We start from the raw sequence: 25,017 nt of genomic DNA on the forward strand, positions 1-25,017 counted from the left end.
AGGCGTCACATTCACCCATGGCGTGCCGACCATTTTGCAGATGCTACTCAATGCCGCCGCTGCGGCCAAGGTCGATCTGAACGGCCTGAAGATGGTGATCGGTGGCTCCGCGCTGCCGAAGGCGCTGGCCAAGCAGGCGATGGAGGCCGGCATCGATATCTTCGCTGGCTACGGGATGTCGGAGACCGGCCCGCTTGCCGCGGTGTCGCATGTCCGATCCAAGGATCTCAGCGGCGATCCTGACGGCGAGGTCGAATTCCGTGCTAGGGCCGGCATCGCCGGGCCGCTGGTCGACCTGCGCATCGTCGACCCCGACATGAACGACGTCCCGCATGACGGCAAGTCGGCCGGAGAGATCGTGCTGCGCGCGCCCTGGCTCACCCAGGGCTACTTCAACAATCCCGAAGGCTCGGAGGAGCTCTGGGCCGGCGGCTATCTGCACACCAGCGATATCGCCGTGGTCAGCCCGGGCGGCTACGTGCACATCACCGACCGTATCAAGGACGTGATCAAGACCGGCGGCGAATGGGTCTCGTCGCTGCAGATCGAGGATTTGATCACGCAATGCGCCGGTGTCGCGGAGGCCGCCGTGATCGGTGTCAAGGACGACAAATGGGGCGAGCGGCCGCTGGCGCTCGTGGTCAAGAAGGCAGCCGATGCCGATGGCGTCAGTGGCGCGTCCATCAAGGACCACCTCAAGGCGTTCGCCGACAAGGGCGTCATATCGAAATACGGAATTCCCGGGCAGATCCTGTTCATCGACAGCATTCCCAAGACGAGCGTCGGCAAGATCAACAAGAAGGAACTGCGCGAGCGATACGGCGACATGTAACGGTTCGGACGCGACTACGAAAAGACCAGGGAGGAAGATATGGGCAACCTCACCCTTGCCGGATTGAACGAGAAAATCGGACACGAGCTCGGCATGTCCGACTGGGTCACGATAGACCAGCAGCGCATCGACACCTTTGCGGCCTGCACCGGCGATCATCAATGGATTCATGTCGACGTGGAAAGGGCGAAACGGGAGAGTCCGTTCCGTGGTCCGATCGCGCACGGCTATCTGACGCTCGCGATGGTGGCGTCGCTGGCGATGGAAGTCGGGATCATCCCGACCGACGCCGCGGCCGGGCTGAACTATGGCATCGACAAGGTCCGCTTCCTGGCGCCGGTGCCGGCCGGTGCGCGCGTGAGGCTGCGCGTCGTACTCGCCGGGATCGAGCCGAGGGAAGGCGGACAGGTGATCATGAAGACCCAGAACACGCTGGACGTTGAGGGGTCCGAGAAACCCGCGTTGATAGCTGAAACGTTGGCGCTTCTGATTCCCGCCAAGATTCCTGCCAAGGGAGCGTGACAGCAATGAGCACGAAGGATCGCAGCCCGGCCTCGTTGGCATCGGAAATGTCCGAGGCGGCATCCAAAAACACGCTGGCGCTCAATCCACTGGTTGGCATCCGGGGCCAGGACCTGGTCGACAGCGCCGGCATCCTGTTTAAGGCGGTCATGAATGAACCGAAGGTCGCAACCGAACAGTGGCTTTCGTTCGTTGGTGAACTCGGCTCCATCGCCGCCGGTAAATCCGAACGAGCGCCGAAGGCCGGCGACCGGCGGTTTTCGGACCCGACATGGAAGGAGAGCTCGTTGCACTCTGGCCTGCTCAAGGCCTATCTGGCGTGGGGCGAAGCTGTTAACGGCCTGGTCGACAAGACCAGCCTCAGCGACATCGACAAGGCGCGTGCGCACCTGATCACGGAAATCCTGATCGATGCCGTCGCACCGACCAACACGATGCTCACCAATCCGGCCGCGGTCCGCAAGTTCATCGACACTGGCGGACAAAGCATGTGGCACGGGTTGAAGAATTACTTCGACGATCTCGCGCACAATCGCGGCATGCCGTCGATGGTGGACACGAGCGCCTTCAAGGTCGGGGAGAATCTTGCGGTGACACCTGGCGCGGTCGTGCTGCGCAACGAGTTGCTGGAGTTGATCCAGTACACGCCGATGACGCCGACCGTCCGGAAGCGGCCGCTGCTGGTGACGCCGCCACAGATCAACAAGTACTACGCGCTCGATCTTTCGCCGGACAAGAGCATGGTCCGCTTCCTGCTCGAGAACGGAATCCAGACCTTTGCCGTCAGCTGGCGTAACCCGACGGCAGCCCATCGCGACTGGGGACTGGACACCTACGTCGCTGCGCTCGACGAGGCCGTCGACGCGGTGCGCGAAATCTCCGGCTGCGACGACATTTCCATGATGGGATCCTGCTCCGGCGGCATCACATCGACCGCCTATTTCGCGACCCTCGGCAGCGCCGCCGAGAAGAAAATCAAGAACCTGGTGCTCGCGGTTTGCCTGCTGGATCCCAACTCGGCCGAGGAGAGCACTTTCGGCTGCCTGATGACGCCTGAAACCATGCGCGCGGCGAAAGAGGTTTCACGGCTGCGCGGCATCGTCGACGGCCACGAACTGGCGCGGATGTTCGCCTGGATGCGGCCGAACGACCTGATCTGGAACTACTGGGTGAACAACTACCTGCTCGGCAACCAGCCGCCGGCGTTCGACATCCTTTACTGGAACGCCGACACGACCCGGCTTCCGGCTGCGCTGCATGGCGACTATCTCGATCTCTATTTCACCAATCCGTTCGTGAACGCCGGCAAGCTCACGCTGAACGACAAGACCGTCGATATGAGCAAGGTCAAGGCCGACAGCTATGTCGTCGCCGGGGTCACCGACCACATCACGCCATGGAAGGGCGTCTACAAGACGGCCCAGATCATGGGCGAGGGCACCACTTTCGTGCTCTCGAACAGCGGACACCTGCAGAGCCTGCTTAATCCGCCGACCAATCCGAAGGCGTCGTTCATGATCGGACCGATCAGCGCGGATACGCCTGACGCGTTCCTGGCTTCGGCGGAGAAGCGGAAGGGAAGCTGGTGGCTCGACTGGCGCGACTGGCTGCATGCGCGCTCGGGTGACGAGGTGGCGGCGCCTGCCTCGCTCGGTAGCACGCGTTATCCGACACTCGTTGCGGCCCCGGGGACCTACGTTTTTGAGTGACAAGCTCGCCAGCAGGCATACGGCCGAACCGGGCGCGATCGAAACCCGGCAGATGACGGTCGACGACCAGGTGCTTCAGGTCGCGGTCAGGCATGGCGGCGGCAGCGGACCGCCGCTGCTGCTGTTCAACGGGATCGGCGCCAACTGGGAGTTGGCGAAACCATTCCTTCAAGCGCTCACACACACGACCGCCATCATCTTCGACGTGCCGGGCGTCGGCGGCTCGCCGCGCCCGCTGCTGCCGTATCGCCCGTCGACGTTGGCGCGGCTTGCGGCTGATCTCGTTGCGGAGCTGGGCTACACGGAAGTCGATACGGCCGGCGTGTCCTGGGGCGGGGGAATTGCACAGCAATTCGCCCATCAATATCCAAAGCTGTGCCGGCGGCTGGTGCTTGCAGCGACGGCGCCTGGTTTCACCATGGTGCCGGCGAGCCCCTCGGTGTTGTGGAAGATGGCGACGCCGCGCCGCTACACCGACAAGGACTACATGAACCGGGTTGCGGCGGATATCTATGGAGGCGCATTTCGCTACGATCCGTCATTGATCGGTCGGCATGCATCCGCGATGCATGGTGCGCGCAACCTGGGTTACCTGTACCAGCTTCTCGCGATGACCGGCTGGACCAGCCTGCCCTGGTTATGGTCGCTGCCGCAGCCGACGTTGGTCCTGATGGGCAGCGACGACCCGCTGGTCCCGCCGATCAACGGTCACATCCTGACAAGTCTGATTCCGAACGCCGAACTCCGCATGATCGATGACGGGCACTTGTTCATGGTGACGCGGCCCGCTGAAACCGCAGCCCTGATCGAGGAGTTTCTGGCTAACGAGATCCCGCAGGTCGAGCCGCAATCCCCGCTTTCGCGACCGTTTGCTCGCGTCAGAGATCTCGTTCCGACGTCCGAAGGCGGACGCCACCAATCCTAAGCACAGCACAAGGAGGATAACATGACGGACACAAGCTCATACTTCGAGATGCTGAGGAAGTTCGGAAGCGATCTCGGTTTGCCGAAGCTGAACGTGGACGAGTTGCTTCAGGTCCAGAAGAAGAACATCGACGCGCTCAGTCAGAGTGCGAAGGTCGCCGCGCAGGGCGCGCAGTCGGTGGCGCAGAAGCAGCGCGAGGTGCTGGAAGCGGGATTGCGGGAGGCGACGACGCTCGCGCGCGAATACAAGCCGCTCAAGATCCAGGAGAACATCGCGCTGCAGACCGAGTTCGCGAGGAAGATGTTTGAGATCGCGGTCCAGGGCGCCCAGGAAAGCGCATCGACCGCGCGGCAGTCGACCGCGGAGGCGGCGAAGATCATCCAGGATCGCGTGAAGGAGAGCTTTGAGGAGTTCCGCGCCAGCGTTCGTCCGAACAAATCAGTCTGACGTCAAGAAGCGTCTCGGCACGTACAAGGGAGGGACCTATGGCGAACCCGCAGGCGACACGGGCTGCAAAGCCGGACTACGCTCCGCCGCCGATCGACGGCGACTTCTACAGGATCGCCAACGTGCTGAGCGACAGCGAACGCGCGCTGCTCCGTCGCGTTCGCGACTTCACGGAAGGCGTGGTTGCTCCCGTCATCGAAGAGTACTGGGGGCGCGATGAATTCCCGTTCGCGATCATTCCGAAGATGGCCGAAATCGGGATCGGCGGCGTCGGCTACCATGGCTATGGCGCGGCCGGTGGCAGTTGGCTGTTGAATGGCTTTGTCGCCATGGAACTGGCACGCGTCGATTCTTCGGTGGCGACGTTCTGGGGCGTTCACACCGGGCTGTCGGCGGGCTCGATCTATCTATGTGGCGACGAGGCGCAGAAGCGGCGCTGGCTGCCCGCCATGATGCGATTCGCAAAGATTGGGTCATTTGGCCTGACCGAGCCTCTGGTCGGCTCCGCCACGTCTGGTGGGATGACGACGACCTGCCGCCGGGAGGGCGACGTCTGGATCCTCAACGGCCAAAAGAAATGGATCGGCAACGCCACCTTCGCCGACATCAACGTGATCTGGGCGCGCGAAGAGAGTTCGAATCAGGTCAAGGGCTTCGTGGTGGGAAAGGACAATCCGGGCTTCTCGGTCGAGAAGATCAAGACCAAGATGGCGCTCCGCGTCGTGCAGAACGGGCTGATCACGTTGAAGGACTGCCGCGTGCCCGAGGCGGATCGTCTGCAGAATGCCAATACCTTCAAGGACACCGCCAAGGTCCTGAGGATGACCCGCACCGGGGTGGCTTGGTTTGCCGTCGGCTGCCAGATGGGCGCCTACGAGCACGCCTTGCGTTATGCGACCGAGCGAAAGCAGTTCGGCAAGCCGATCGGCGGATTCCAGCTCGTGCAGGATCTGCTGGTGAGGATGCTCGGCAACGTCACGTCAACGCAGGCAATGATGCTGCGGCTCGCGCAGTTGCAGGACGAAGGCGTGATGCTGGACGAGCATGCCTCGCTGGCGAAGGCGTTCTGCACCGTCAAGTGTCGCGAGACCGTCGGGTATGCGCGCGAATTACTCGGCGGCAACGGCATCCTGCTGGAAAATCACATCGGGCGGTTCGTGGCCGACGCGGAGGCGATCTACTCCTATGAGGGGACCAGGGAGATGAACACGTTGATCGTCGGCAAGTCGATCACGGGCTTGAGCGCGTTCGTCTGACTTGCGGATATCTCGGTCGCGCGCCGGTGATCGGGGTATGGCAAGTGGCTGGTAAGAAGCCGCCGGTCAAGTAGCGCAGACATCGCTACTTATTCAGGCCGCGAATGGACGGTTGGATTGTGAGGCGGTACGCAACGAGTTTGCTGCCGTCCAACAGCTCCAGCCCGACATCGCAGACCGGGCAGCGATACTCGCCCTTGGTGCCGGGGACGGATGACAATTCAATTCGCCGGAAACCGGCCCCGCAGTGTGGGCATGTGACATCTGCCTTTATCATAAGGTCACCCTGTGAAATCCCGGCGGTGGGCAGTGATAACATGTTGGGTCGACTTAGGCCGAACCCCATAAACCTGCAGGCGGACGAGTTGCCAAAGTCCGCTATGCACCAATAGCGACCGAATTGCTGCGTTGCCGCGAAATGACGCGAAGGCCACAAGCGGCGCTGACTTAGTCTGCAAGTACTCTCCCCCGACCTTCGCCAAAACAAGCAAGAACTGTAAAAGACGCACGTGCAGGCGGTCCTTGCTTCGCTGCGCGAGACAAGTATTCTATCGCACTGAACAATGCGCATCGTGACGAACTTTCTGAGGGCTTAGTCTGCGGTATGCCACAGAGCAGCGCCTATGGAGAAGAGTTCGGCAAGCGCCTGCGGGCGCGCTCGGCTGTGTTTTTCCGTTCGCTACAGAATACGAATATTGCGGTCACGGAGGTCCGCTCCGACGATCCGGAGCACGGCACATCGGGGTCGCAAATTCGCGAAGACGCCTTTGTGGTAGCGCTTCAACTTGTCGATTATCCGGTCCACGAATGGTTTGAGGATGAGCGAGTGGCTCCCGTGACCTCGTTGAGGGCCGGCGAGACGACGATCTACGATATGAAGCGCAACCCGCAATTCACCATCAACAATCCATTCCATTCCGTTCATTTCTATTTCCCGCGCGCCGCGTTGAACTTAATTGCCGACGGCGCCGAAGCGCGTCAAATTTCGGAGTTGCGCTATCGACCCGGCGTCGGTGTCGACGATTCGACGATCCGGGCATTGGTCACCTCTCTCATGCCCGCGTTCGACAATCCCGAACAGGCGAGCCGCGTTTTCGTGGAGCATGTGACGATGGCGGTCGGCATACATGCCGCCAAGACCTATGGCGGCATGCAACTGGTCGTTCGCCCACTACGTGGAGGACTCGCACCTTGGCAGATGAGGCGCGCTGAAGAGACCCTTGCTGCCAATCTGGAAGGTGACGTCTCGCTGGCCGATCTGGCAAATGATTGCGGGGTATCGTTGGCCCACTTTTCGCGGGCTTTCCGGCGATCGACCGGGCTGTCGCCGCATCAGTGGCTGTTGAAGCGTCGTGTTGATGAAGCCAAGAGCTTGTTGCGCGACCAGACGCTCTCGCTTTCGGATGTAGCGCTGTCCTGTGGCTTTGCCGACCAGCCTCATTTCACCCGCGTCTTCGCAAAGCTGACCGGCCTTACCCCCGGCGCGTGGCGACGAAATCTCCAATGACCGTGTCGGCGAGTGGTTCGGGGCCCGGATTGGTCGGAAATAGGACACCGATAGGCGGGCGGCCACTATTGAGTGTGGCAATGATTCCGGGAAGACCAATGTTGCAAACGGTCATCGCGACTGGGTCGAAGCGGCAGCAAATCCGGCCGTGCCCGCCATTTCGTCGAAAGCGGACGCAACGCAAAGCGCGGGCGAAACGCGATCGGAGTGTTACGGCTTCTGAACTATCACCGACATCGCCCTCCGGCACCCTGGCGAAGCGCATACTATCAGGGAGGTGCTCGCGAAAGGCGAGCTACGACGGTGACCGCTCTGTGCCGTGCGACGAATGCCCATTTTCGGTCGGATAAGCCCAGTGGTGCGACCAGTAAGTCATTGATTGTTCTTGACCCGTCGCTATCTCTTAATCAGCGGGTCCCAGGTTCGAGCCCTGGTGCGCCCACCAAGCTTTTCAATAGCTTAGGTAAGCCCTCGTAGCGGTCATTCCGACAAGCAGCCGTGTCTATTCCGACAAACCGGCTGCTTTTGTTCGCTCCTCGCGCCGTTTCCTGGTCTCCGATATCAGCTGCTTGCGTGTGCGTTTCGCATAGGTCGGCAATTGCCGAGCTGACCGATGGCGGCCGGCAGCACATAGTAGCGCTGATTCATCCGGCGTTGCGGACTCCTGCTTCTGGCCCGTTGCTGACCTGCACTGAGTAGGCCGACACGGCTGCTTCCGAGAGAAGAGCAGACCTCGGCTTAGGCTGCCAACAATCTTGGACGCCGCAGAACCCGACCTCATCTGGCCGATTTGACAGGCAACACTCGCGCTTGGGAAACAGGCTTCGCCAACCACCGATTGACCACCGAAACCCCGTGAATGAACAGCGATAACGGTGGTCAATCAGGATCGAGCTTCATTGTTTTTGTTTATTTTTTCGGTCGCTGATTACGTTCGGGACGTAGGGTAGCGGGGCGCCAACGGGGGCTGAAAAGCTTCTTTGAGGTTGATAAGTTGATCCTCATCGCCGGGATAGGCGACTGAAATCGCAGCAAATGCGAGCGCCCTGCGAGCGCACCATAAACCCACGTTTGGCTTTGAAGTCGTCGGCCGTCACATGCATGGAAATGGGCGCGAGCTGCTTCCTCCCAAGCGACGGCCAAAAGGCCGTCTGTTAGTCAAGCAGATTCAGGCTCGAATGATAAAGAGCTTTTCCTCCTCCCTCCCTACCCCGTGTGCCATAGTCTGGCCCGGCCGTACAACGGGACAACGGAAAATCCGGAATCATGATCATGGACCGTGGAATTGCCGACGCCGGCGCGATGGGCGAGGGGGCTCTGCCCGGGCTTCGGTCGCCGCTTCTCAACCGCCGGGCGTTTCTATTCGGCTCCGCTGCCGGTCTCGCCGCACTGGGCCTGGCCGGTTGCGCATCCGACTACATGAGCCTGGCCGAGGCGGAAAAAGTCTACGGGCCCGTGCCGAACGAGAAATTCCCGATCCCTGCGGTCGATGTTGGTAAGGTCGATCCGAAATATTTTCGCAAGACAGTGCGCTATGACAGCAATGAGGCGCCTGGTACGATTATCGTCAATCCCAGCAAATACTATGTTTACCGCATCGAAGGCGAGGGAAACGCGACCCGCTATGGTGCCAATGTCGGCCGCGATGGATTCCGGTGGAGTGGCGAAGCTTATGTCGGGCGTAAGGCCGAATGGCCTATCTGGACGCCACCCAAGGAGATGATCGCGCGCCAGCCGGAGGCGGGTAAATATGCTCGCGGCATGCCGGGAGGTCTCGACAATCCACTTGGTGCCCGCGTGCTCTACCTCTATCAAAAAGGGGTGTACACGCTTTACACGATCTATAGCACCAGCGATCCCGAAACGATTGGGAACGGCATTACCAGCGGCTGTACCGGCCTCCTCAGCCAGGACATGATCGACCTCTATGCGCGAACGCCCGTCAATACGAAGGTGATCGTGCTGCCGGCATAGGCAACGGCGCCAGCCGCCGGTCCAGGCGCTGCCGGTATGGGCAGCGCGAAGATCGGGGCCCATTCTGTCAGAGTCGAGCGGACAAGTGCATTCTTTCCGAGCGCACGCGCACGACGGACTTGCAGGACCGCGCGAACGCTTTCGATCCAGAATGCCCGCCATGCTTTCCGCATCGTGCGCGATTGCGATTAAACCGTGACGGCCGCCTGCTCCGGTGCGAGCGCATCCTCGGTTCGCCAAGCGCTTGCCTGCGGCGAGGCGGACGGCGTAGCGGTTGCGGGTTTGAGTGTTGCCCTGGGGGCAACCTTGGGCGCCGAGCGGGATCGAATCTTCAGAGCCGAAGCACATCGATCTTTTGCTGCTCTCATTGGTGGGCCGGCAGGACTCGAACCTGCAACCAGACCGTTATGAGCGGCGGGATAACGATCGGCTTGGTTGATTTAGCAGCGCTTTCGTTCGAATTTGATCGCTTTCGTTGCGTTTCGGTGAGCTCCTTTCTGGTGCGAAACTGGTGCGGTCATCGGCTGTCGAAATTGAAGGAGTTGGACATTTGCCGCGATCGGCGTTGTGTCGATTTTGACTTTCGGACTTTCTAACCGCTCATCCGGGAAGATCGGGCTAGAAGGTCACGGTGACGACGATGGTGTCGGCGTAGGCTCCCGGAGGGGGCGAGGTTTGCGGTGGAACGCGCCCATAGACTGAAATGTTCTGATTCAACGCCGTTCCTGTGCCAAGCACGCAGGTATTGGCACCGGACGTGCAGGTTGTAGCGGATGTGGTACTTGTCCAAACGCCGCTCCGGGCCGCGTCCGCATAGAGATTGTAATTGATGAAGCTGGAGCCTGCCTGCATGCGCCGTTGGCTGCCGCTTGCATGTAGTCCGTTGTCGAGGCCGATCGAGTACGGGGTCGTATTGGTGCACTTCACTGAAATCGTTCCAACGCCGTCAATATTCGACGTCAACAGCGAAGCGTTACCGAAGTTGAGTGGCGCGGTCGAAACAATGCAATTTCCGGCGATTGTCGCCGTCCAGGGCGAGGAGCCCGCATTTGTCGTCGTTCCCGGGTTCGACGAACAATTTGGGCTTGTAAGAAGATAGGCCGCGTAGGCGACGACCGGAGATGTCGTACTCCAGACGTAGGTCCCGGGTATCGTTGCCTGCTGATTGGCGAGAAAGCGCCCATAGACGGTCAGAGTTTGTTGCGCGGGCCCGCCCAAAAGAGGAAGACTGAGATTGATGCTGACGCCACCGGAGCCGTACGCGGTGGTACCATATCCCCAGGATCCCCAGACCTGCGTGCGCGAGGAATCCGAGTAGAGCTCGTGTATTGCTGTATTCGCTCCACTTCCCAGCGATCGAACCGAGCTGCTGCTGTTGGGCGCCCCCTGGTTGAATTGCACACACGCATTGACCGTGCAGCCGAGCGTGCAGCCGCTGCATGTTACGGTAAATGTCGAGGTCGTATCGACGGCGCCACCCGCCAGGATGTCGACAGATCCGTAGTTGCCGGACGCCGAGGTAACGGAGCAGCTTTGGGCGTGGGCCGAAAACGATGCTGCAAATTGCAGGAGCAAGGCGAAGACCAAAGTTCGCTTTGAGCCGATGACCACGATTTCGATCTCACAATGCGCGTTGGTCGGAACAGATGGTTGGGGAGATTGATGTAGGAAGACACTATTTACGTATGAATGACTGCATCATCGGCACGCGACCCCAGGGATCCAGACCTGTTCGCCGGGCCTCGGAGTGAACGCAAACGTGGCGCGGCAGCGTGCGTCGGCAAATTCGATTTCGGCTTCGTTCATTGACGAGAGCCCCCTGATATAGGCCTGTCCGTCGTAGCCTACGACAAACTCTACTCCACCAGTCATATGGCCGACAGCCCCGGCCGGCAGAACGCGATTGTCAGGCCCGACAAAGGTAACCAGCGCAGCCGTCGTCTCTTTGCGGACGTCAAATCTGACGAGCATCCCGGCGCGATCGGCCGGAGCGACGATGTCATGCGTCGTTGCTGCTTCGTCGTCGACCGGAAGGTTCGTCGGGTCGATCGCAATCTTGTTCTTCTGGTAGGACCGGAGCGTCGGGATCAACAGCATGCCGCTGGAATTGGTGACACCGGCCAGGCGATTCTCGCTGAGGACCTCGACATCCGGCACGCCAGTCGTGACCACCGCGAAACTGTCGTCGATCCAGTTCGAAAGGAAAACACCGCCTCCCATGGTGGTGATCGAACCGCGCAATTCCAGTGATCCCACGCTGCCGGATCCCGCCTGGCTTGCGCCTGCCTGGATGGTGCCGTAGCTCGACCTGTAGGAAGCTGTTGCCTCCCGGTACCTCGATGAGCCTTCGGAATCGTGGACGCGCCAGCCGTAGCTGCCGGGCTCCGGCCCAAGCGACTTGACGGCATCAACGCTACCGGTTGTGCCGCCCCGTCCGCTCGAGACCCCGGTCGTGATCGAAGCAGAGTCGCCAAAAGGGATGCTCAAACCGGCAAACATGCCGGTATTCCTCTTGGCACGGAAATCGTGGAAGACGGTGGCGAATATCGACGCATTGTAGGGCAACGAACGCGAGTAAGAGGCCGTTACGATATTGGAACGATGGCCTGAGTCATCGCGCAGACCGACAAAGCTTGCACTTAGACTGGCCCGGGGGTCGAACGGCATCGGAGCGCTGAAAGTGATGCGATCGAGCGCGACCGGCGCACGGGCGCTGCCATAGATGCCGGTCACATAGGCAAACGAGTTCGACAATGAAGCGATACTGCCGGGTAGATAATTGAACAGACCGTTCAGATTTTGCAGGCCGCCGTTCAACGCCGCGATGTTTTGCAATCTTGCGGTCGCCGAGGCAAGGTCGTCATAGGTGCCGAAGGTGTGTTGCGAACTCGCCGAAATGCTCACGCCGAAGAGCCTCGTCTCATAGGAAGCGTAGCTCTGCAGACCGCGGTTCGTGCCGCTTCCGCTGCCAGCCAAGGCCACGGCGGCGACACCGATCGTCCCGGTCCTGAAGACACCACCGATGCCACCGTTGATGACGCCGGCTCCGCCTTCGACGTGCGCCTCTGCCGTCAAGCCGTCGTAGATACCTCGTCGCAGGGTTGCAGACCCGACCGGCGAGCCGACATAGACGTCACTGCTCGAGCCGTAGGACAGCCGCGGCAATCCGCCCTCCACCGACCAGCTGCTCAGCCCCGGCGCAAGCAGGCTCGAGGTCGCATAAAACGGCGCCGACGTCTGGATTTCGTGACCTGCGGAATCCCGCACCACGAGCTGCGTCGTGCCGGCGCCGGAAATCAGCGGTACGTTGTTCACGCTGAAAGGGCCGGACGCGACGTCCTGAGAAAATGTCTTGATGTTGTTGACATAGACATCGACGGTTGACGGCACTGCCGCGCTACCGCCGATGGTCCCGAGCGGCGCCGTAATTAGATCGGGCCGCAGGGCAAAATCGCGCTGAGCCTGAAGGCCACCGATCCTGATCGGCCGCGACCAAGCCAGTCCACCGTTGATCGTATCCCCAGCAACGTAGCCGATCATCCGGTCCTGGTCGGAGTACTGGAAAGACGAATTCAGCCGTGTCGCCTGCGCAGGCTGCTGCGGACCAGTGCGGACGATCGCCGACTGTTCGGCGGTGCCGTAAGGCGAAAACGCCCGGGCATCCAGCAAAAGCGATGTGTAACCGAGCCCGATCAATCTCGGGGTAGCTGCGTTGCTGGTTGAACTCAACAGGTCATAATTCAGCACCGCGCCGGGATCGGCCCGCGCCTTTGGCCGGTTCCCGCTGGCGCCGCCTGCGTCAAAGAGCTGCGGCTTGCGTCCGGCTTCGTCGACGGCAATGAATATCCGCTGTGTTCTCTCCTCATATCGATACTTTAGGGTCGGGATATCATCGAGTGCGATGATCTCGCCCGGTCGATGCGGCGGGCCCGGTTGCAGGCCGAGGCTTTCCAGTTCCTCCACCGTTCCGCCGATACGACCGTCATCGAACCGCACGAATGATCCGATTGTTCGGGCGGACATGGAGTTGATCACGACATCGAGTTGCAGATTTGTCTGGGCTTCCCCCGCGCGCGAACGCCCGGCACAGAGGACCATGCCAAGGAGTGCTAAGATGGACACAAGCGTGGAGCCTCTTCTACCGTCGAGTCGGCGACTCAATAACCGCATGAGTCTGGCCCTTGTCGGTTTCCGCCGTGACAGAGATGGATCCGCCGGATCCAAAGCCGCGAGGATATTTCAGTGTGGCCCAACTCATGGAGGAATGTCCGAGGACATAGCCGAGGAGACCATTGCCAAAGGACAAGGTAGCTCCAGAGGAATCCTTAAGCCGCAGGTTTGCGATACGTAGCCGCTCGTCGCCGGCATTGTGGGTCACGACCGTCAGTTGGCCAGCTTCAGTGCGGAGCGACCAGGAAACCTGCGACCGGCTGATCTCGCGTCCGCGAAAGAACGCGGGGATCGACTGTCGTACCAAAAGATTGACGCTGCGACTCTGGCTGCCGCCTGCTCGCGGCAATTGGTCGACGATGACACGATAGCTCTCTTCGCCGTTGACCGGCTGTTTCGACACTCGCACAACTCGCACGACGTAGTCCGAATGAGGCGCCATCCTGACGGCCGGAGGTGATGCCACCACCTCGGTTGTCGGTTCAAGACTCTCCTTGCCGTCGGACTGCGACCAGCGAAGCACGCGGGTCTGGACCTCGACGTCGGCATCTTCGTCATTGCGCAGCGTCAGGGAAGCCGCCGCCGCCGGCGCATTCAGTTCCAGGAGAACGGGTTCAACGCGAAGCGCGGTGGCATGGGCGACCTCCATGCATGCCAGGCTTGCGGCAAATGCGGCCAGCAGTGTCGAATTTTGATGCATCGCGATGCCCAATCGATTTCGAAATCGTGCGCCAGGAAGGAATATCGTCGATACGCAGATGCAACGGAACAGCGGGCCGCTGCTGCGGCCTCAATAGGTGATAGTCATGACCACCGTGTCCGTGTAGGTGCCGGTGTTCGGTGCGGTGCCGGTAGCGGGAACGGTGCCGTAAATGTTGATCGTCTGCGCCGATCCGTTACCGGTGCCGAGAAAGCAGCCGTTCGTGGTCGTGCAGGTGGTGCTGCTGGTAGCCGTGGTCCAGGGGTTGGTATGGGCTGAATCAGTATAGAGATCGTAATTGATAAAATTCCCGGCATTCGTCATCCGCCGCTGGCTGCCGGACACATTTGCTCCGTTGTCCATGGCGATGGAGTACGGGCTGCCATTGGTGCAGGTGACCGAGACGGTTGTGCTGCCAGACTGCAAGGTGGTTGCCAGCGTTGTTCCTGCCACGCTCCCGAAATTGAGCGTCGCAGCGTTGATTGTGCAAGACGCCGTGATGGTGATCTGAACGGTTAAATTTGCGGTCGATGTGCCGGCCTGGGCGGACGTGTGATAACCGGATGCCACGGCAACGAAGAGCGCGAGCGCTCCCATTCGCGCAGCCTGCCGCATTCGTCGCTTCAGCAAAGGTCCACGGTCGTCGCGGATGCGAATCCTTCGATAAGGATCGAAAAACCTGCGAGCCGCTTTCCTGGTCGGCCGGCAAACTTCTTCGGTATCTTCCAATGAATTCGTTTTCATCGCCAATTGTGCCCGGACACGCAGGCCATCGTCGTTAACAAGAGAATCAAAATTGGGTAAATTTTGAATGAGCAAAAGCTTCGCGAGGCCTGATCGAACTATCGACAGCTATGGCCCCATCAAAAACCATAATAGCTAGCAAGGTCGGCAGGCGAATTCAGGGCTACACCGGCTCTGGCTGCGCTTGGGCTTAGTTTGCCTCCCTCTGAACTCATTGGTGGGCCCGGCAGGACTCGAACCTGCAGCCAGACCGTCATGAGCGGTAGAGATCCTGACGGCTTCGTTATCGAGAATTACGAAGCGTCGCACGTCCCTTCTTGCGGGGGGACGGCGAATTCGTCGTCAAAGCTCGCTGATCGTCCTGAAACTTGAGGGTCGCTTTGACATGTTCGGCGAGCTTCACTGCACGGTCCGCGTTCGACGCAAGACGCGACAGCAAATGAGACAGCGTCCTGAACTCCTCGCGCGTCAGCATCCCAAACAACGCGTCGTTGACGGGGCGCTGCAGGGCGGCAAGACGGATCAATAGGCCAACGCCGTGCTGGGTGAGTGCAAGCTGCACGCGCCGTCGGTCTTCCGGATGTGGGCTCTTCTCGAGGAGGCCGTCGGAAACGAGCTTGTTGACTTCGTTGGTGACGAAAGTGCCGCTCAGATACAGCCGTTCGGCGACCTGATTGACACCCATCGGCTCTTCCGCAGTCGAATTCTTGATTGCGATCAGGATCAGATACTGAGTGGTCGACAGATCGACGAAGCTCGCGAATATTTCACGGCAGGCATCAAGGCTGCGCCCGAACGCGAAATAGTCGTAGAGAACGCCGCGAAGCGTTCGATCTCCCTCCTTGTCGAGCAGTTCGGGCTTCGACGCCGTCAAAAGCGCTTCAGTCACGGCCGTTCTCCCCGCGAAATCATAGTCTTGCGTAGTTGCCTAAGAAGCACGCATGCGCGCGCCCAGCAAGAGGGTTTGACATTGTCGGATAGCTTTGTCAGAAAGCTATCTGACAATTATAAATCAGGGTCGAAGCAGCGAGGCAGGCGTCCCATGGAGGACCGTGCATTCAGGCGAGTGTTGGGAGAGTTCGCGACCGGCGTTGCTGTGGTAACGGCACGCGGCCAGGGCGAAGAGCTCATTGGCATGACCATGAGCTCGTTTAATTCCGTCTCCCTCGATCCACCGCTGGTCCTGTTCAGTGTCGACCGCAAGGCAAAAAGCCTGCCTGCAATGCTCGAAGCCAAAGGCTTCGCCGTCAATATCCTCGCCCGCGATCAAGAACAGATCTCCAACCAGTTCGCGCGCGCGCTCTCCAACAAGTGGGACCAGGTCAAGACCTCAGTTGGTCATGCCGAGGCGCCGCTGATATCGGGGGCTCTGGCTCATTTCGAATGCGCGCCGTTCGGAAACTACGACGGCGGCGATCATGTGATCTTTGTCGTCCGCGTGGTCCGCCACACCGCGCGCAATGAGCCGGCCGCGCCATTGATCTTCTTTCGGGGCCGCTATCGCGACCTCGTCGACGAAAGCGAGCGCGAGCCGACCTGGCCGCTTCCCATCCATTACTAGTTTCGAACCGGAGAACCGCGATGCGTAGTGCAAAGGAATATCTGTCTGGACTGAGGGACGGGCGGACCATCTACATCAACGGGGCTGCGGTCGGCGACGTGACTGCTCATCGGGCCTATCGGAATCTCGCCAATTCGATGGCCGGGCTGTTCGATTTTGCGAGCGCCAGGGAGAACGTCGATCTCATGACGTTCGAGACCGACGCCGGACGTGCCAACCGGATTTGGCAGCTTCCGACATCCTATGCCGACCTCGTCCAGCGGCGGAAGGCACTGGAAGCTTGGGCTTCGCTACATGCCGGCTTCATGGGCCGTGCCCCGGACCATGTCGCGTCGTGCATCTCCGGTCTGTACATGGGGCTCGACGTCTTCAAGGCGTACGATCCGGCTCGGGCGGGCGCACTCGACAGCTACTACCGCTATGCGCGCGACAATGACCTCTACCTGACTTACGTCATCATCAATCCGCAGGCCGATCGTTCAAAGGGGGCGGCCGAGCAGGCGGATCCATTCCTTACGGCCGGGGTCGTCGATCGCGACGCAGAGGGGATCACGGTTCGCGGCGCCAAGATGCTCGCCACGGGAGGTGTGGTCGCCGACGAGGTTTTCGTGACGACCATCCAGCCGATGCGTCCAGGCGAAGAGCGTTACGCGATGTCCTTTGCGATCCCGATGAACTCGAAGGGCCTCAAGATGCTGTCGCGCAAGTCCTACGAGGACGCGGCCGGCGCGGTGTTCGACAATCCGTTGTCGAGCCGCTTCGACGAGAACGACTCGGTTCTCTATTTCGACGACGTGAAGGTTCCCTGGGATCGCGTTTTCATCGAGGGCAACGTCGAGATGTGCCAGAAGCAGTTTCACGCCACGCCCTGCCACGTCTATCAGAACTATCAGGCGATGGTGCGCCTCAGCGTGAAGCTCAAGTTCCTGGCCGGCCTCGCGCATCGCACCGCCGAAATGAATGGCGTCACTCAGTTCCCGCAGGTGCGCGAGATGCTCGGTCAGCTCGCGGCCGAGACCGGCATGGTCGATGCGCTGGTGGCGGCGATGGAAGCCAAGGGCTCGCTGGTCGGCCCTTATTTCATCCCGGACCGGCACACGCTCTATTCCGCGCAGGTGCTGACGCAACAGCTCTACGCGCACATCATCAATACGCTGCGCGAACTCGCCGGTGGCGGCATGATCATGCTGCCCTCATCGGTCGCCGACTTTGACAATCCGGAGATCGCGGCCTTGATCGGCAAGACGCAGCAGTCGCCGAAGGCCAATTCGTACGAGCGTGTGAAGTTCTACAAGCTCGCCTGGGATGCGGTCGGATCCGAATTCGGCTCCCGCCACCAGCAGTACGAGATGTTCTACGCCGGTGCGACCTTCGTCACCAAGGGACATTCCTATCGGACCTACGATTGGGCCGGCGCCGACCGCCTGGTCCAGACGATGCTCGATTCCTACGACCTGAATGGCGTGTCGACCGCCAGCAAAGCCGCCTGATCCAACGGAGACAACATATGCCCGTCAACAAGAAGCACGACGAATTCTACACGCTCGACATGAGCACCGGTTGGGAAACGCCCGCAGGCTACCCGGCCGGCATCCAGCAGAAGATCGTTGCGGGAGGGCTCGACGAGGAGAAGCGGCGCGGGACGCGAACCCGGCTGCTGCGCTTTGCCCCGGGCGTCTACACGACCGCGCCGTTTTCGCACGAGTATTGGGAAGAGGTCTATCTCGTCTCGGGCGACTTGATTGTTGGCAATGACGAGAAGGGCGAGGGCGGCAAGAGCTTTCCGCCGAACACCTATGCCTGTCGGCCGCCGCACGCGCCCCACGGTCCGTTCAAGTCCGTCAACGGCTGCCTGCTTCTCGAAATGCACTATTTCGATCCGGTCTGAGGCCGGTTCGACAGCACCGACAACATCCTTCGACCGCTCAAGGGGGAAAATATGGCGTTCAATGGTATCTCGATCGTATTCGCGCGTTGCCTGTCCTTGCTGCAATTGCTCTTCAGGCTCGATCGGGGGCTGCCCCCGGCCAATCGTCGATTGGTGGTCGATGGTCTCGCCGGTGCTCTCGCGATCGGCCTCGTGGCGACAACTCCGGTCGCCGCGCAGGACAAGCCGAGTTCGGTGGGACTTGGCGTCTTTACATTCACGTCCGGCCCCGCCGCGGCCTATGGCATGCCCGGCAAGAACGCCGCCGATCTCATGATCGACGAGATCAATGCCAAGGGCGGGATCGGAGGCGTATCGGTCACCGCGACCTATGTCGACGAGGCCCAGGGCGCGCAAGGCGTGATCGCGGAATATCGCCGGCTGGCGGGCGATGCAAAGAATCAGGTGATGGTCGCTGCTCTGTCGAGCGCGACCTGCCTCGCGCTGGCTCCGATCGCCGAGCAGCTTGAGGTCCCGACCGTGGGCTGGAACTGCGATACTCATCAGTTGCTCATGGACGGCAAGAGCAAGTACGTGTTCCGTCCCAACGGCAACACGGTGCCTGAGTTCATCGCCTACGCAATCTATCTTCTGGATCGCAAGCCGGACGTGAAGACGGTGGCGATCATCAATCCGGACTATGCGTTCGGCCATGACGCGGCCAAGATCTTCACCGCAGCGCTGAAGGCGTTGAAGCCGGATATCCAGATCGTCGCCGAACTCTATCCGAAGCTCGGCTCGCCGAACTACCAGACCGAGATTTCCCGCCTCACGACTGCGCGTCCGGACGTCGTCTTCTCCAACCTCTGGGGCGCCGACCTCGAGAATTTCGTCCGGCAGGCTACGCCGCGGGGGCTTTTCACCTCCAGTCAGGTGATCCTCGCGCTCGGCGAGACCGTCCTGCAGCGCGTGCCGTTGCCTGACGGGGTGATCGTCGGTGTTCTCGGCGACGGCTGGTGGATGTCGCCGGACGCCAAGGCCAATCCCGAGACGGTGAAGTTCGCCGAGGCATACAAGTCGCGCTTCGGCGAGTACCCGGTGTTCCCGTCCATCAAGATGGCCAATACGCTGATCTATGTGAAAGCCGCCTACGAGGCTGCGATGCAGAAGAACGGCGCAAAGTGGCCGACGCGCGCCGAACTCGCGGACGCCATGAAGGGCAGCAAGGTCACGACCCTGACCGGGACCGTGCAGACGCGAGCCGACAACGACGGTCTCGTCGACCAGATCGTCGGCGTCACCGTGAAGACATCGGCCCAGCCATTCCCCGCGATCGGCGACATGGTGCGCTACAAGGGCGACAGCCTGCTGCCGCAGGCCGGTCAGGATCCGCTGGCGTGGATTTCGACGCTCAAGCCCGAGTTTGCGAAGGGCCTTCCGAAGCCCGGGAGCTACAAGATAGGCGAACGATAGCGTCCAATCGAAACCGACCACGCAGGCGCAGGTCAATGTCGAATGCAATCATCCCCTTGCTGCTGGACAGCCTGGCCAGCGCCGCGTTGATCTTCTTCGCGGCGGTTGGCCTGACGCTCGTCTTCAGCGTGTTGCGCGTCCTCAACGTCGCTCACGGCAGCCTTTACTCGATCGGCGGCTATGTCGCGGCTTCAGTCTGCCTGTTCATCGCGAGCCGGCAGCTCAATCCCTATTTGTCGTTCGTTGCGTTGCTGTTCAGCGCAGTTTTCGTGGCCGCGATACTTGGTCCACTGATCGAGCGCAGCCTGGTCCGCTGGACCTACGGCAAGTCCGAAGCGGTCCAGATCCTGATCACGTTCGGGCTGTTCCTGATCCTCGAGGACCTCCAGCGCCTGGTCTTCGGCGTGCAATCCCTGTACGAGGACTCGCCGATGCGGTTGCTCGGCACGTCGAGCATCGGTGGCGTCGTCTATCTAAACTACCAGATCCTGCTTGTCGCGATGGCGGTTCTCGTCGTTGTCGGCCTGCGGCTTTTGATCAACCACACGCGGCTTGGGCGCCTGATCACGGCCGTCGTGACTGACCGCGAAATGGCGCAGTCGATCGGCATCGATACCAACCGGATATTCATCCTGGCGTTCTCGCTCGGCGTGTTCCTTGCGGCGCTGGGAGGGGCTCTGGCGACGCCGACGTCGGGCATCGCGCCGGGGCTCGGAGCCGATACCATGGTCCTCGCCTTCGCGGTGGCGGCGATCGGCGGGCTCGGACAGATCGAGGGAGCTGCGGTGGCCTCGTTGATCGTTGGTTTCGCGCGCGTGCTCGCGATCTATCTCGTGCCCTCGCTGGATGCGGTTGCGCCCTATGCGGCGATGCTTGCCGTGCTTCTGATCCGCCCCTACGGCCTGTTCGGATCGGTCACGGCGCGGAGGATATGATGCGGATCATTCTGGCCGCTGCTGCGGTAGTCATGCTCGCTGCGCTGGCTTTCGCCGCGCCCTGGCTTCAATTCGTTCTGACGCTTGCGATCGCCAAGGGTTTTGCGGCGCTCGGTGTCGCAGTGTTGCTACGCGCCGGGTTGATCTCGATCGGCCATGCGATGTTCTTCGCAGCCAGCGCCTATGGCGCGGCCTTCCTTGCGCGCGCCGGCATCAACGATCTCGGGTTGCTCCTGATCCTCTCGGTGCTGGTCTCTGCACTGATCGGCGCGATCGCCGGATCGTTCCTTGTCCGCTATCGCGCGATCTTCTTCGCCATGTTGAACCTCGCCGTCTCCATGGTGTTCTACGCGCTGTGCGCCAAACTCTACGGCGTCACCGGCGGAACGGACGGACTGCCGGTCCCGATTCCCGCGGTTTTCGGTATTGTGTTCGCTGAGCCGGTGTTCAAGAGCATCCTGTTCTATCTCAGTCTGACGCTGATGGTGCTCGTCGGTCTCGCCGTCCATCGGTATCTCGATAGTCCACTGGGGCATGCGCTGTCTGCTGTCCACAGCAACGAAATCCGGCTTGAATATCTGGGCATCCCGGTCTGGGCGGTTCTGCTGATCGCCTACACCATCTCCGCGGCGCTCGCGGGTCTTGGCGGTTCAATCGCCGGTTTTGCGATCGGCCGCGTGGTTCCTGACTTCGCATTCTGGACCGCATCGGGGCATCTCGTGCTGATTGCCGTGCTCGGTGGCATTGGCGGCGTGCCAGGTGCGTTCATCGGAGCGCTATTCCTCGAATTGCTGCACAGCGCGGCCGTAACCGTGACGGATGCCTGGAATATGTTCGTGGGCATCACGCTGATCGTCGTGATCATGTTCATGCCGCAGGGCATCTACGGATTGTTTGAGCGCAAGGAGGCTCAGAGCTCATGAGCCGTCCCATCCTGGAGGCCAAGAACCTTCGCGTCGCATTCAACGGGGTCAAAGCGGCCGACGGGGCAAGCATCGCTATCCACGACGGCGAGTTCCTCGCCATCATCGGTCCGAACGGATCGGGAAAGACGACGCTGCTCAACATCTGCACAGGCTATATTCGCCCGATTTCAGGCAGCGTTCTGCTCGACGGCAACGACATCACCCGGATGTCGCCGCGCGCTATTGCCCGACGCGGGGTCGCACGCGCCTTCCAGATCCCGCAACTCTTCTCCGCGCAGCGCGTGATCGACAACATGATGCTGGCGCTTGCCGCGAAAGACGGGCTGTGGACCGTGATCCGGCCACTTGAAACGGCGGAACGGCGCGACGAGGCAAAGGCCTTGCTCGAACTGGTCGGGCTCGACGGCGACACCGATCGGATCAGCAGTACGCTGCCCGAAGGTCATCGCAAGCTGCTCGACATCGCGGTTGCACTGGCGCTCAAGCCGCGGCTCCTTTTGCTGGATGAGCCGACCAGCGGCGTGAGTGCGCTGGAGCGCTTCCCACTGATGGAGGCGTTGATGAGCGCGCTGCGCCAGCGCCGTATCACTGCGCTTTTCGTCGAGCACGACATGGACGTGGTTGCACGCTATGCAAGCCGTGTCCTGGTGTGGAACGCCGGAAATATCATGGCCGAAGGGCGGCCCGACGAGGTGTTTGGCAACGCGCAAGTCCGCGAACGCGTCGTGGGAGTGGCCTGATGCTGAGTGTCGACAAGGTCAGCGTCTCGATCGAAGGCGTGCGTGTGCTACGCAAGGTCAGCTGCGACATCGTCGCGCGAAAGACGACGGTGTTGATTGGCCGCAATGGTGCCGGCAAGACAACGACGCTTCGCGCGATCATGGGGCTCATCCCGCGCGACGAGGGCTCGATCCGCCTCGATTCCGACGATCTCGGCAGGATGCCGGCCCATACCCGCGCCCGGGCCGGCATAGGATATGCCCCGGAAGATCGCCGACTGATACCGGAGCTGAGCGTCGAGGAGAACATCCGTCTTCCGGCCCTGGCGCTCAACCTCGACAAGGCGGAAATTGCTCGCAGGCTGGACGAAATCTATATGCTGCTGCCGGAATTGCATGTGATGCGGTCCCGACCTGCGGGCGGTGTTTCCGGCGGGCAGGGCAAGATGGTTGCGTTGGGCCGTGCGCTGACGGTGGCACGCAAGGTCCTGTTGCTCGATGAACCGTTCCAGGGCCTGGCGCCGGCCCTCGCGCTCGAATATGCGCGGACGCTCGGCGAACTGCGCAAGCACCGGCCCGAACTCGCCTTGCTGATCACGGAATCCTCGCCGGTTCTGCTCGACCGCGTTGCCGATCGCACGTTGCAGATCGAGCGTGGCGAGATTCTCGTTCCGTCCACCAAGGATGACAAAGCCCATGTTCATGAAGTTTGACCGCATCGCGAAGGATCGGACCGATCACGTCGGCGTCGAAATCGAATCGCTTGTGATCGCCGGTTGGGCGGGCAGGGACAGCGCGGCGATCGAGCACCATATCGAGGAGCTCGCCGCGCTCGGAATTCCGCGCCCGTCGACGACGCCGCTCTACTACCGTGTCGCAGCCCAGACACTGACGCAGGCGGATCGCCTGACGGTGTTAGGTCCGGACAGTTCCGGGGAGGTCGAGCCCGTGGTGGTCGCGATGGCCGATGGACTCTGGATCGGAATCGGATCTGACCATACCGATCGCAAGGCGGAAGCTACAGGAATCGCACTTTCCAAGCAGCTTTGCGGCAAACCGATCGGCGGGCAGCTCTGGTGCTACGCTGATGTCGAACCGCACTGGGATGAATTGGTCCTTCGTTCCTGGGCGACGATCGACGGCAAGCGGGTTCTCTATCAGGACAGCCCTGTCTCGTCGCTCAGAACGCCGCGCGATCTCATTCGTCGCTACGCAAGCACCGATCTACTCCTTGCCGGGACCTTGATGTTCTGCGGGACGCCGGGTGCGATCGGCGGAATTCGCCCGGGGACACGCTTTGAAATGGAGCTGAGCGATCCGGTTCTCAAACGCTCCCTGACCCACAGTTACGATATAGACGTTTTGCCGGTTGTCTCGTGACCGCCACCTCCGGCGAGGAGCTTCGACGAATGAGGTCAGAATCCGATCAATCCCAACCCACCGCCGCGGTACGATTGGAGGCCGCGCTCGCGAGCTCATCGGGTGCCGAGTGTACCTTCACCGCCTTGTTCGCTGAGAGTGCCCGCTGCGAGGCTGAAGCTGCCGATCGGCGCGCTGTCGCCGGGACCACACGCGGCCCGCTCGACGGTCGCATTGTCTCGGTCAAGGCACTCTTCGACGTCGCAGGCTCCGTAACGAGCTCGGGGTCCGCTGTACTACGCGCCTTGCCCCCTGCCGCCGAAGACGCCCTGGTCGTGAAGCGCTTGCGCGCCGCGGGAGCCGTGATCATCGGCAAGACCCAGATGACCGAGTTTGCCTTTTCCGCGTTGGGCACGAACCCGAACGATGGGGTGCCGGCTAACCCCCGGGACCGCCGCCGCGTTCCGGGAGGGTCATCGTCGGGGGCTGTCGTCTCGGTCATCGACGGCATGGCGGAAATCGGCATTGGGAGCGACACGGGAGGGTCGATCCGAATTCCGGCGGCGCTGTCGGGCGCAACCGGCTTCAAGCCGACCAGCGGGTTCGTGCCGACCGCCGGCGCGTTCTCGTTGTCGTCCAGCCTCGATACCATCGGGCCGATTGCCTTGAGCGTCGCGGACTGCTTCGTCGCCGATCAGGTGCTGTCGGGTGGAGACGTGGTGCCGCGGCCGCAGGCTGCCTCTCCCTACACCTTTCGTCTCACGGTCGCTCGCGGACGCCTGTTTGACGGCTGCGAGCCGGAAGTGCTTGGCGCATTCGAGAATGCCATAGAGCGGCTTCGATCAGGTGGCTTGCAGATCGAAGATGGATCGATCGAACCTGCTCTCGATCGCATTGCCGAGATCGACAGGATCGGCACTTTTCCGTCGATCGAGGTCGGCGCTACGCTGCGCAGTCTCGGGGTATCGAGCTTGGATGGGGTCGATCCGAAAACCCGGGCTCGTATCGAGGCGGGCGCCGGCATCCTCGCCGTCGATTATGTGCGCATGGTGCGGCTCCGGCACGCCGCAATCCAGGCTTTTGAACAGTCCTTCGGCAATGATGAGATTTTCATTCTGCCAACGACGCCAATCCGTGCGCCGCTTCTGTCGGCGGTCAGGGAGGATAGCGCCTTCCACAAATTCAACGGACTGGTGCTTCGCAATCCCCGCATCGCCAACATGCTCGATTGCCCGTCGATCTCGATGCCGTTGCCGGTCGGCGGCCTGCCCGTCGGCCTGATGCTGATCGGCCGCAGGAATGCCGACCGGCGCTTGCTGGAGATCGCTTCCTGCATCGAGGCACTGTTGTGACTGGGATTGCTATCCAGGTGCGAGCACAGACTCGCACCT

General features: G+C 61.3%; 23 protein-coding genes. 18 read left to right on the top strand and 5 right to left on the bottom strand.

Translation table 11 applies throughout. From position 1 onward, the window contains the following. From H8A95_RS00005 to H8A95_RS00040, 8 genes are all read left to right on the top strand, one after another. Positions 1-832, top strand: an 832-nt coding sequence (locus tag H8A95_RS00005) for an AMP-binding protein (RefSeq protein ID WP_229181216.1), incomplete at its 5' end; no start/stop codon positions are given. A 39-nt stretch (positions 833-871) separates the two neighbouring features. Beyond that, entirely contained in the window at positions 872-1,354 is a 483-nt protein-coding gene (locus H8A95_RS00010; RefSeq protein ID WP_229172467.1) for a MaoC family dehydratase, read from the top strand. A gap of 5 nt (positions 1,355-1,359) precedes the next feature. Next, on the top strand, positions 1,360-3,063 hold the full coding sequence (locus H8A95_RS00015; protein ID WP_229181217.1) for an alpha/beta fold hydrolase: 1,704 nt from the start codon (positions 1,360-1,362) through the stop codon (positions 3,061-3,063). Beyond that, positions 3,056-3,988, top strand: a complete 933-nt coding sequence (gene phaZ / locus H8A95_RS00020; protein ID WP_229181218.1) for a poly(3-hydroxyalkanoate) depolymerase — start codon at positions 3,056-3,058, stop codon at positions 3,986-3,988. The genes H8A95_RS00015 and phaZ overlap by 8 nt, the downstream gene beginning before the upstream one ends. 21 nt (positions 3,989-4,009) lie before the next feature. Beyond that, positions 4,010-4,435 (top strand): phasin family protein, encoded by a 426-nt coding sequence (locus H8A95_RS00025; protein WP_229171710.1) that lies wholly within the window; start codon positions 4,010-4,012, stop codon positions 4,433-4,435. A 38-nt stretch (positions 4,436-4,473) separates the two neighbouring features. Beyond that, a complete protein-coding gene (locus H8A95_RS00030) occupies positions 4,474-5,691 on the top strand; it encodes an acyl-CoA dehydrogenase family protein (RefSeq protein WP_229181219.1) in 1,218 nt (405 codons plus the stop codon). A gap of 604 nt (positions 5,692-6,295) precedes the next feature. After that, entirely contained in the window at positions 6,296-7,198 is a 903-nt protein-coding gene (locus H8A95_RS00035) for an AraC family transcriptional regulator (RefSeq protein ID WP_229181220.1), read from the top strand. Between the two features lie 1,266 nt (positions 7,199-8,464). After that, positions 8,465-9,172: a L,D-transpeptidase gene (locus H8A95_RS00040; RefSeq protein ID WP_229181221.1), complete on the top strand. Its 708-nt coding sequence runs from the start codon at positions 8,465-8,467 to the stop codon at positions 9,170-9,172. Between the two features lie 618 nt (positions 9,173-9,790). On the opposite strand, the gene H8A95_RS00045 is transcribed toward H8A95_RS00040, so the two are convergent. The 5 genes from H8A95_RS00045 to H8A95_RS00065 form a co-directional block, all read right to left on the bottom strand. Beyond that, positions 9,791-10,783 (bottom strand): Csu type fimbrial protein, encoded by a 993-nt coding sequence (locus H8A95_RS00045; RefSeq protein ID WP_229181222.1) that lies wholly within the window; start codon positions 10,781-10,783, stop codon positions 9,791-9,793. 87 nt (positions 10,784-10,870) lie between these two features. After that, positions 10,871-13,270, bottom strand: a complete 2,400-nt coding sequence (locus H8A95_RS00050) for a fimbria/pilus outer membrane usher protein (RefSeq protein ID WP_229181223.1) — start codon at positions 13,268-13,270, stop codon at positions 10,871-10,873. Between the two features lie 40 nt (positions 13,271-13,310). Continuing rightward, complete coding sequence (locus tag H8A95_RS00055) at positions 13,311-14,054, bottom strand: fimbrial biogenesis chaperone (protein WP_229181224.1); 744 nt, start codon at positions 14,052-14,054, stop codon at positions 13,311-13,313. Positions 14,055-14,132: 78 nt separating this feature from the next. Beyond that, positions 14,133-14,861, bottom strand: a complete 729-nt coding sequence (locus H8A95_RS00060; protein WP_229181225.1) for a Csu type fimbrial protein — start codon at positions 14,859-14,861, stop codon at positions 14,133-14,135. A 208-nt stretch (positions 14,862-15,069) separates the two neighbouring features. Then, positions 15,070-15,675, bottom strand: coding sequence for a MarR family transcriptional regulator (locus H8A95_RS00065; RefSeq protein ID WP_163152042.1), 606 nt, complete (start codon positions 15,673-15,675; stop codon positions 15,070-15,072). 153 nt (positions 15,676-15,828) lie between these two features. On the opposite strand from H8A95_RS00065, the gene H8A95_RS00070 reads away from it, so the two are divergent. The 10 genes from H8A95_RS00070 to H8A95_RS00115 are packed head-to-tail and all read left to right on the top strand — an operon-like array spanning position 15,829 to position 24,978. Beyond that, entirely contained in the window at positions 15,829-16,347 is a 519-nt protein-coding gene (locus H8A95_RS00070) for a flavin reductase family protein (protein ID WP_229181226.1), read from the top strand. A 20-nt stretch (positions 16,348-16,367) separates the two neighbouring features. Continuing rightward, positions 16,368-17,837, top strand: a complete 1,470-nt coding sequence (locus H8A95_RS00075; RefSeq protein WP_229181227.1) for a 4-hydroxyphenylacetate 3-hydroxylase family protein — start codon at positions 16,368-16,370, stop codon at positions 17,835-17,837. A gap of 17 nt (positions 17,838-17,854) precedes the next feature. Further along, positions 17,855-18,235, top strand: a complete 381-nt coding sequence (locus H8A95_RS00080) for a cupin (RefSeq protein WP_163152046.1) — start codon at positions 17,855-17,857, stop codon at positions 18,233-18,235. Positions 18,236-18,286: 51 nt separating this feature from the next. After that, positions 18,287-19,687, top strand: coding sequence for an ABC transporter substrate-binding protein (locus H8A95_RS00085; protein ID WP_229181228.1), 1,401 nt, complete (start codon positions 18,287-18,289; stop codon positions 19,685-19,687). 35 nt (positions 19,688-19,722) lie between these two features. Then, on the top strand, positions 19,723-20,622 hold the full coding sequence (locus tag H8A95_RS00090; protein ID WP_163163029.1) for a branched-chain amino acid ABC transporter permease: 900 nt from the start codon (positions 19,723-19,725) through the stop codon (positions 20,620-20,622). Continuing rightward, positions 20,622-21,545: a branched-chain amino acid ABC transporter permease gene (locus H8A95_RS00095; protein WP_229171282.1), complete on the top strand. Its 924-nt coding sequence runs from the start codon at positions 20,622-20,624 to the stop codon at positions 21,543-21,545. Before H8A95_RS00090 ends, H8A95_RS00095 begins: the two co-directional genes overlap by 1 nt. Then, complete coding sequence (locus H8A95_RS00100; protein ID WP_229181229.1) at positions 21,542-22,288, top strand: ABC transporter ATP-binding protein; 747 nt, start codon at positions 21,542-21,544, stop codon at positions 22,286-22,288. The genes H8A95_RS00095 and H8A95_RS00100 overlap by 4 nt, the downstream gene beginning before the upstream one ends. After that, positions 22,288-22,980 carry an ABC transporter ATP-binding protein gene (locus tag H8A95_RS00105; protein WP_229181230.1) on the top strand — a complete coding sequence of 231 codons (693 nt, stop codon included), beginning with the start codon at positions 22,288-22,290 and terminating at the stop codon, positions 22,978-22,980. Before H8A95_RS00100 ends, H8A95_RS00105 begins: the two co-directional genes overlap by 1 nt. Beyond that, positions 22,964-23,647, top strand: a complete 684-nt coding sequence (locus tag H8A95_RS00110) for a DUF2848 domain-containing protein (protein ID WP_229181231.1) — start codon at positions 22,964-22,966, stop codon at positions 23,645-23,647. The genes H8A95_RS00105 and H8A95_RS00110 overlap by 17 nt, the downstream gene beginning before the upstream one ends. Then, complete coding sequence (locus tag H8A95_RS00115) at positions 23,644-24,978, top strand: amidase family protein (RefSeq protein ID WP_229181232.1); 1,335 nt, start codon at positions 23,644-23,646, stop codon at positions 24,976-24,978. The genes H8A95_RS00110 and H8A95_RS00115 overlap by 4 nt, the downstream gene beginning before the upstream one ends. Positions 24,979-25,017 lie beyond the last annotated feature (39 nt).

The organism is Bradyrhizobium oropedii, from assembly GCF_020889685.1.
Classification (GTDB): domain Bacteria; phylum Pseudomonadota; class Alphaproteobacteria; order Rhizobiales; family Xanthobacteraceae; genus Bradyrhizobium; species Bradyrhizobium oropedii.

What these genes read in the sequence shown, in the direction of transcription:
- H8A95_RS00010 (WP_229172467.1), top strand. Translation starts at nt 872, where the DNA reads ATGGGCAACCTCACCCTTGCCGGATTGAACGAGAAAATCGGACACGAG.
- H8A95_RS00015 (WP_229181217.1), top strand. Translation starts at nt 1,360, where the DNA reads ATGAGCACGAAGGATCGCAGCCCGGCCTCGTTGGCATCGGAAATGTCC.
- H8A95_RS00025 (WP_229171710.1), top strand. Translation starts at nt 4,010, where the DNA reads ATGACGGACACAAGCTCATACTTCGAGATGCTGAGGAAGTTCGGAAGC.
- H8A95_RS00030 (WP_229181219.1), top strand. Translation starts at nt 4,474, where the DNA reads ATGGCGAACCCGCAGGCGACACGGGCTGCAAAGCCGGACTACGCTCCG.
- H8A95_RS00035 (WP_229181220.1), top strand. Translation starts at nt 6,296, where the DNA reads ATGCCACAGAGCAGCGCCTATGGAGAAGAGTTCGGCAAGCGCCTGCGG.
- H8A95_RS00040 (WP_229181221.1), top strand. Translation starts at nt 8,465, where the DNA reads ATGATCATGGACCGTGGAATTGCCGACGCCGGCGCGATGGGCGAGGGG.
- H8A95_RS00050 (WP_229181223.1), bottom strand. Translation starts at nt 13,270, where the DNA reads ATGGTCCTCTGTGCCGGGCGTTCGCGCGCGGGGGAAGCCCAGACAAAT.
- H8A95_RS00070 (WP_229181226.1), top strand. Translation starts at nt 15,829, where the DNA reads ATGGAGGACCGTGCATTCAGGCGAGTGTTGGGAGAGTTCGCGACCGGC.
- H8A95_RS00075 (WP_229181227.1), top strand. Translation starts at nt 16,368, where the DNA reads ATGCGTAGTGCAAAGGAATATCTGTCTGGACTGAGGGACGGGCGGACC.
- H8A95_RS00080 (WP_163152046.1), top strand. Translation starts at nt 17,855, where the DNA reads ATGCCCGTCAACAAGAAGCACGACGAATTCTACACGCTCGACATGAGC.
- H8A95_RS00085 (WP_229181228.1), top strand. Translation starts at nt 18,287, where the DNA reads ATGGCGTTCAATGGTATCTCGATCGTATTCGCGCGTTGCCTGTCCTTG.
- H8A95_RS00090 (WP_163163029.1), top strand. Translation starts at nt 19,723, where the DNA reads ATGTCGAATGCAATCATCCCCTTGCTGCTGGACAGCCTGGCCAGCGCC.
- H8A95_RS00095 (WP_229171282.1), top strand. Translation starts at nt 20,622, where the DNA reads ATGCGGATCATTCTGGCCGCTGCTGCGGTAGTCATGCTCGCTGCGCTG.
- H8A95_RS00100 (WP_229181229.1), top strand. Translation starts at nt 21,542, where the DNA reads ATGAGCCGTCCCATCCTGGAGGCCAAGAACCTTCGCGTCGCATTCAAC.
- H8A95_RS00105 (WP_229181230.1), top strand. Translation starts at nt 22,288, where the DNA reads ATGCTGAGTGTCGACAAGGTCAGCGTCTCGATCGAAGGCGTGCGTGTG.
- H8A95_RS00110 (WP_229181231.1), top strand. Translation starts at nt 22,964, where the DNA reads ATGTTCATGAAGTTTGACCGCATCGCGAAGGATCGGACCGATCACGTC.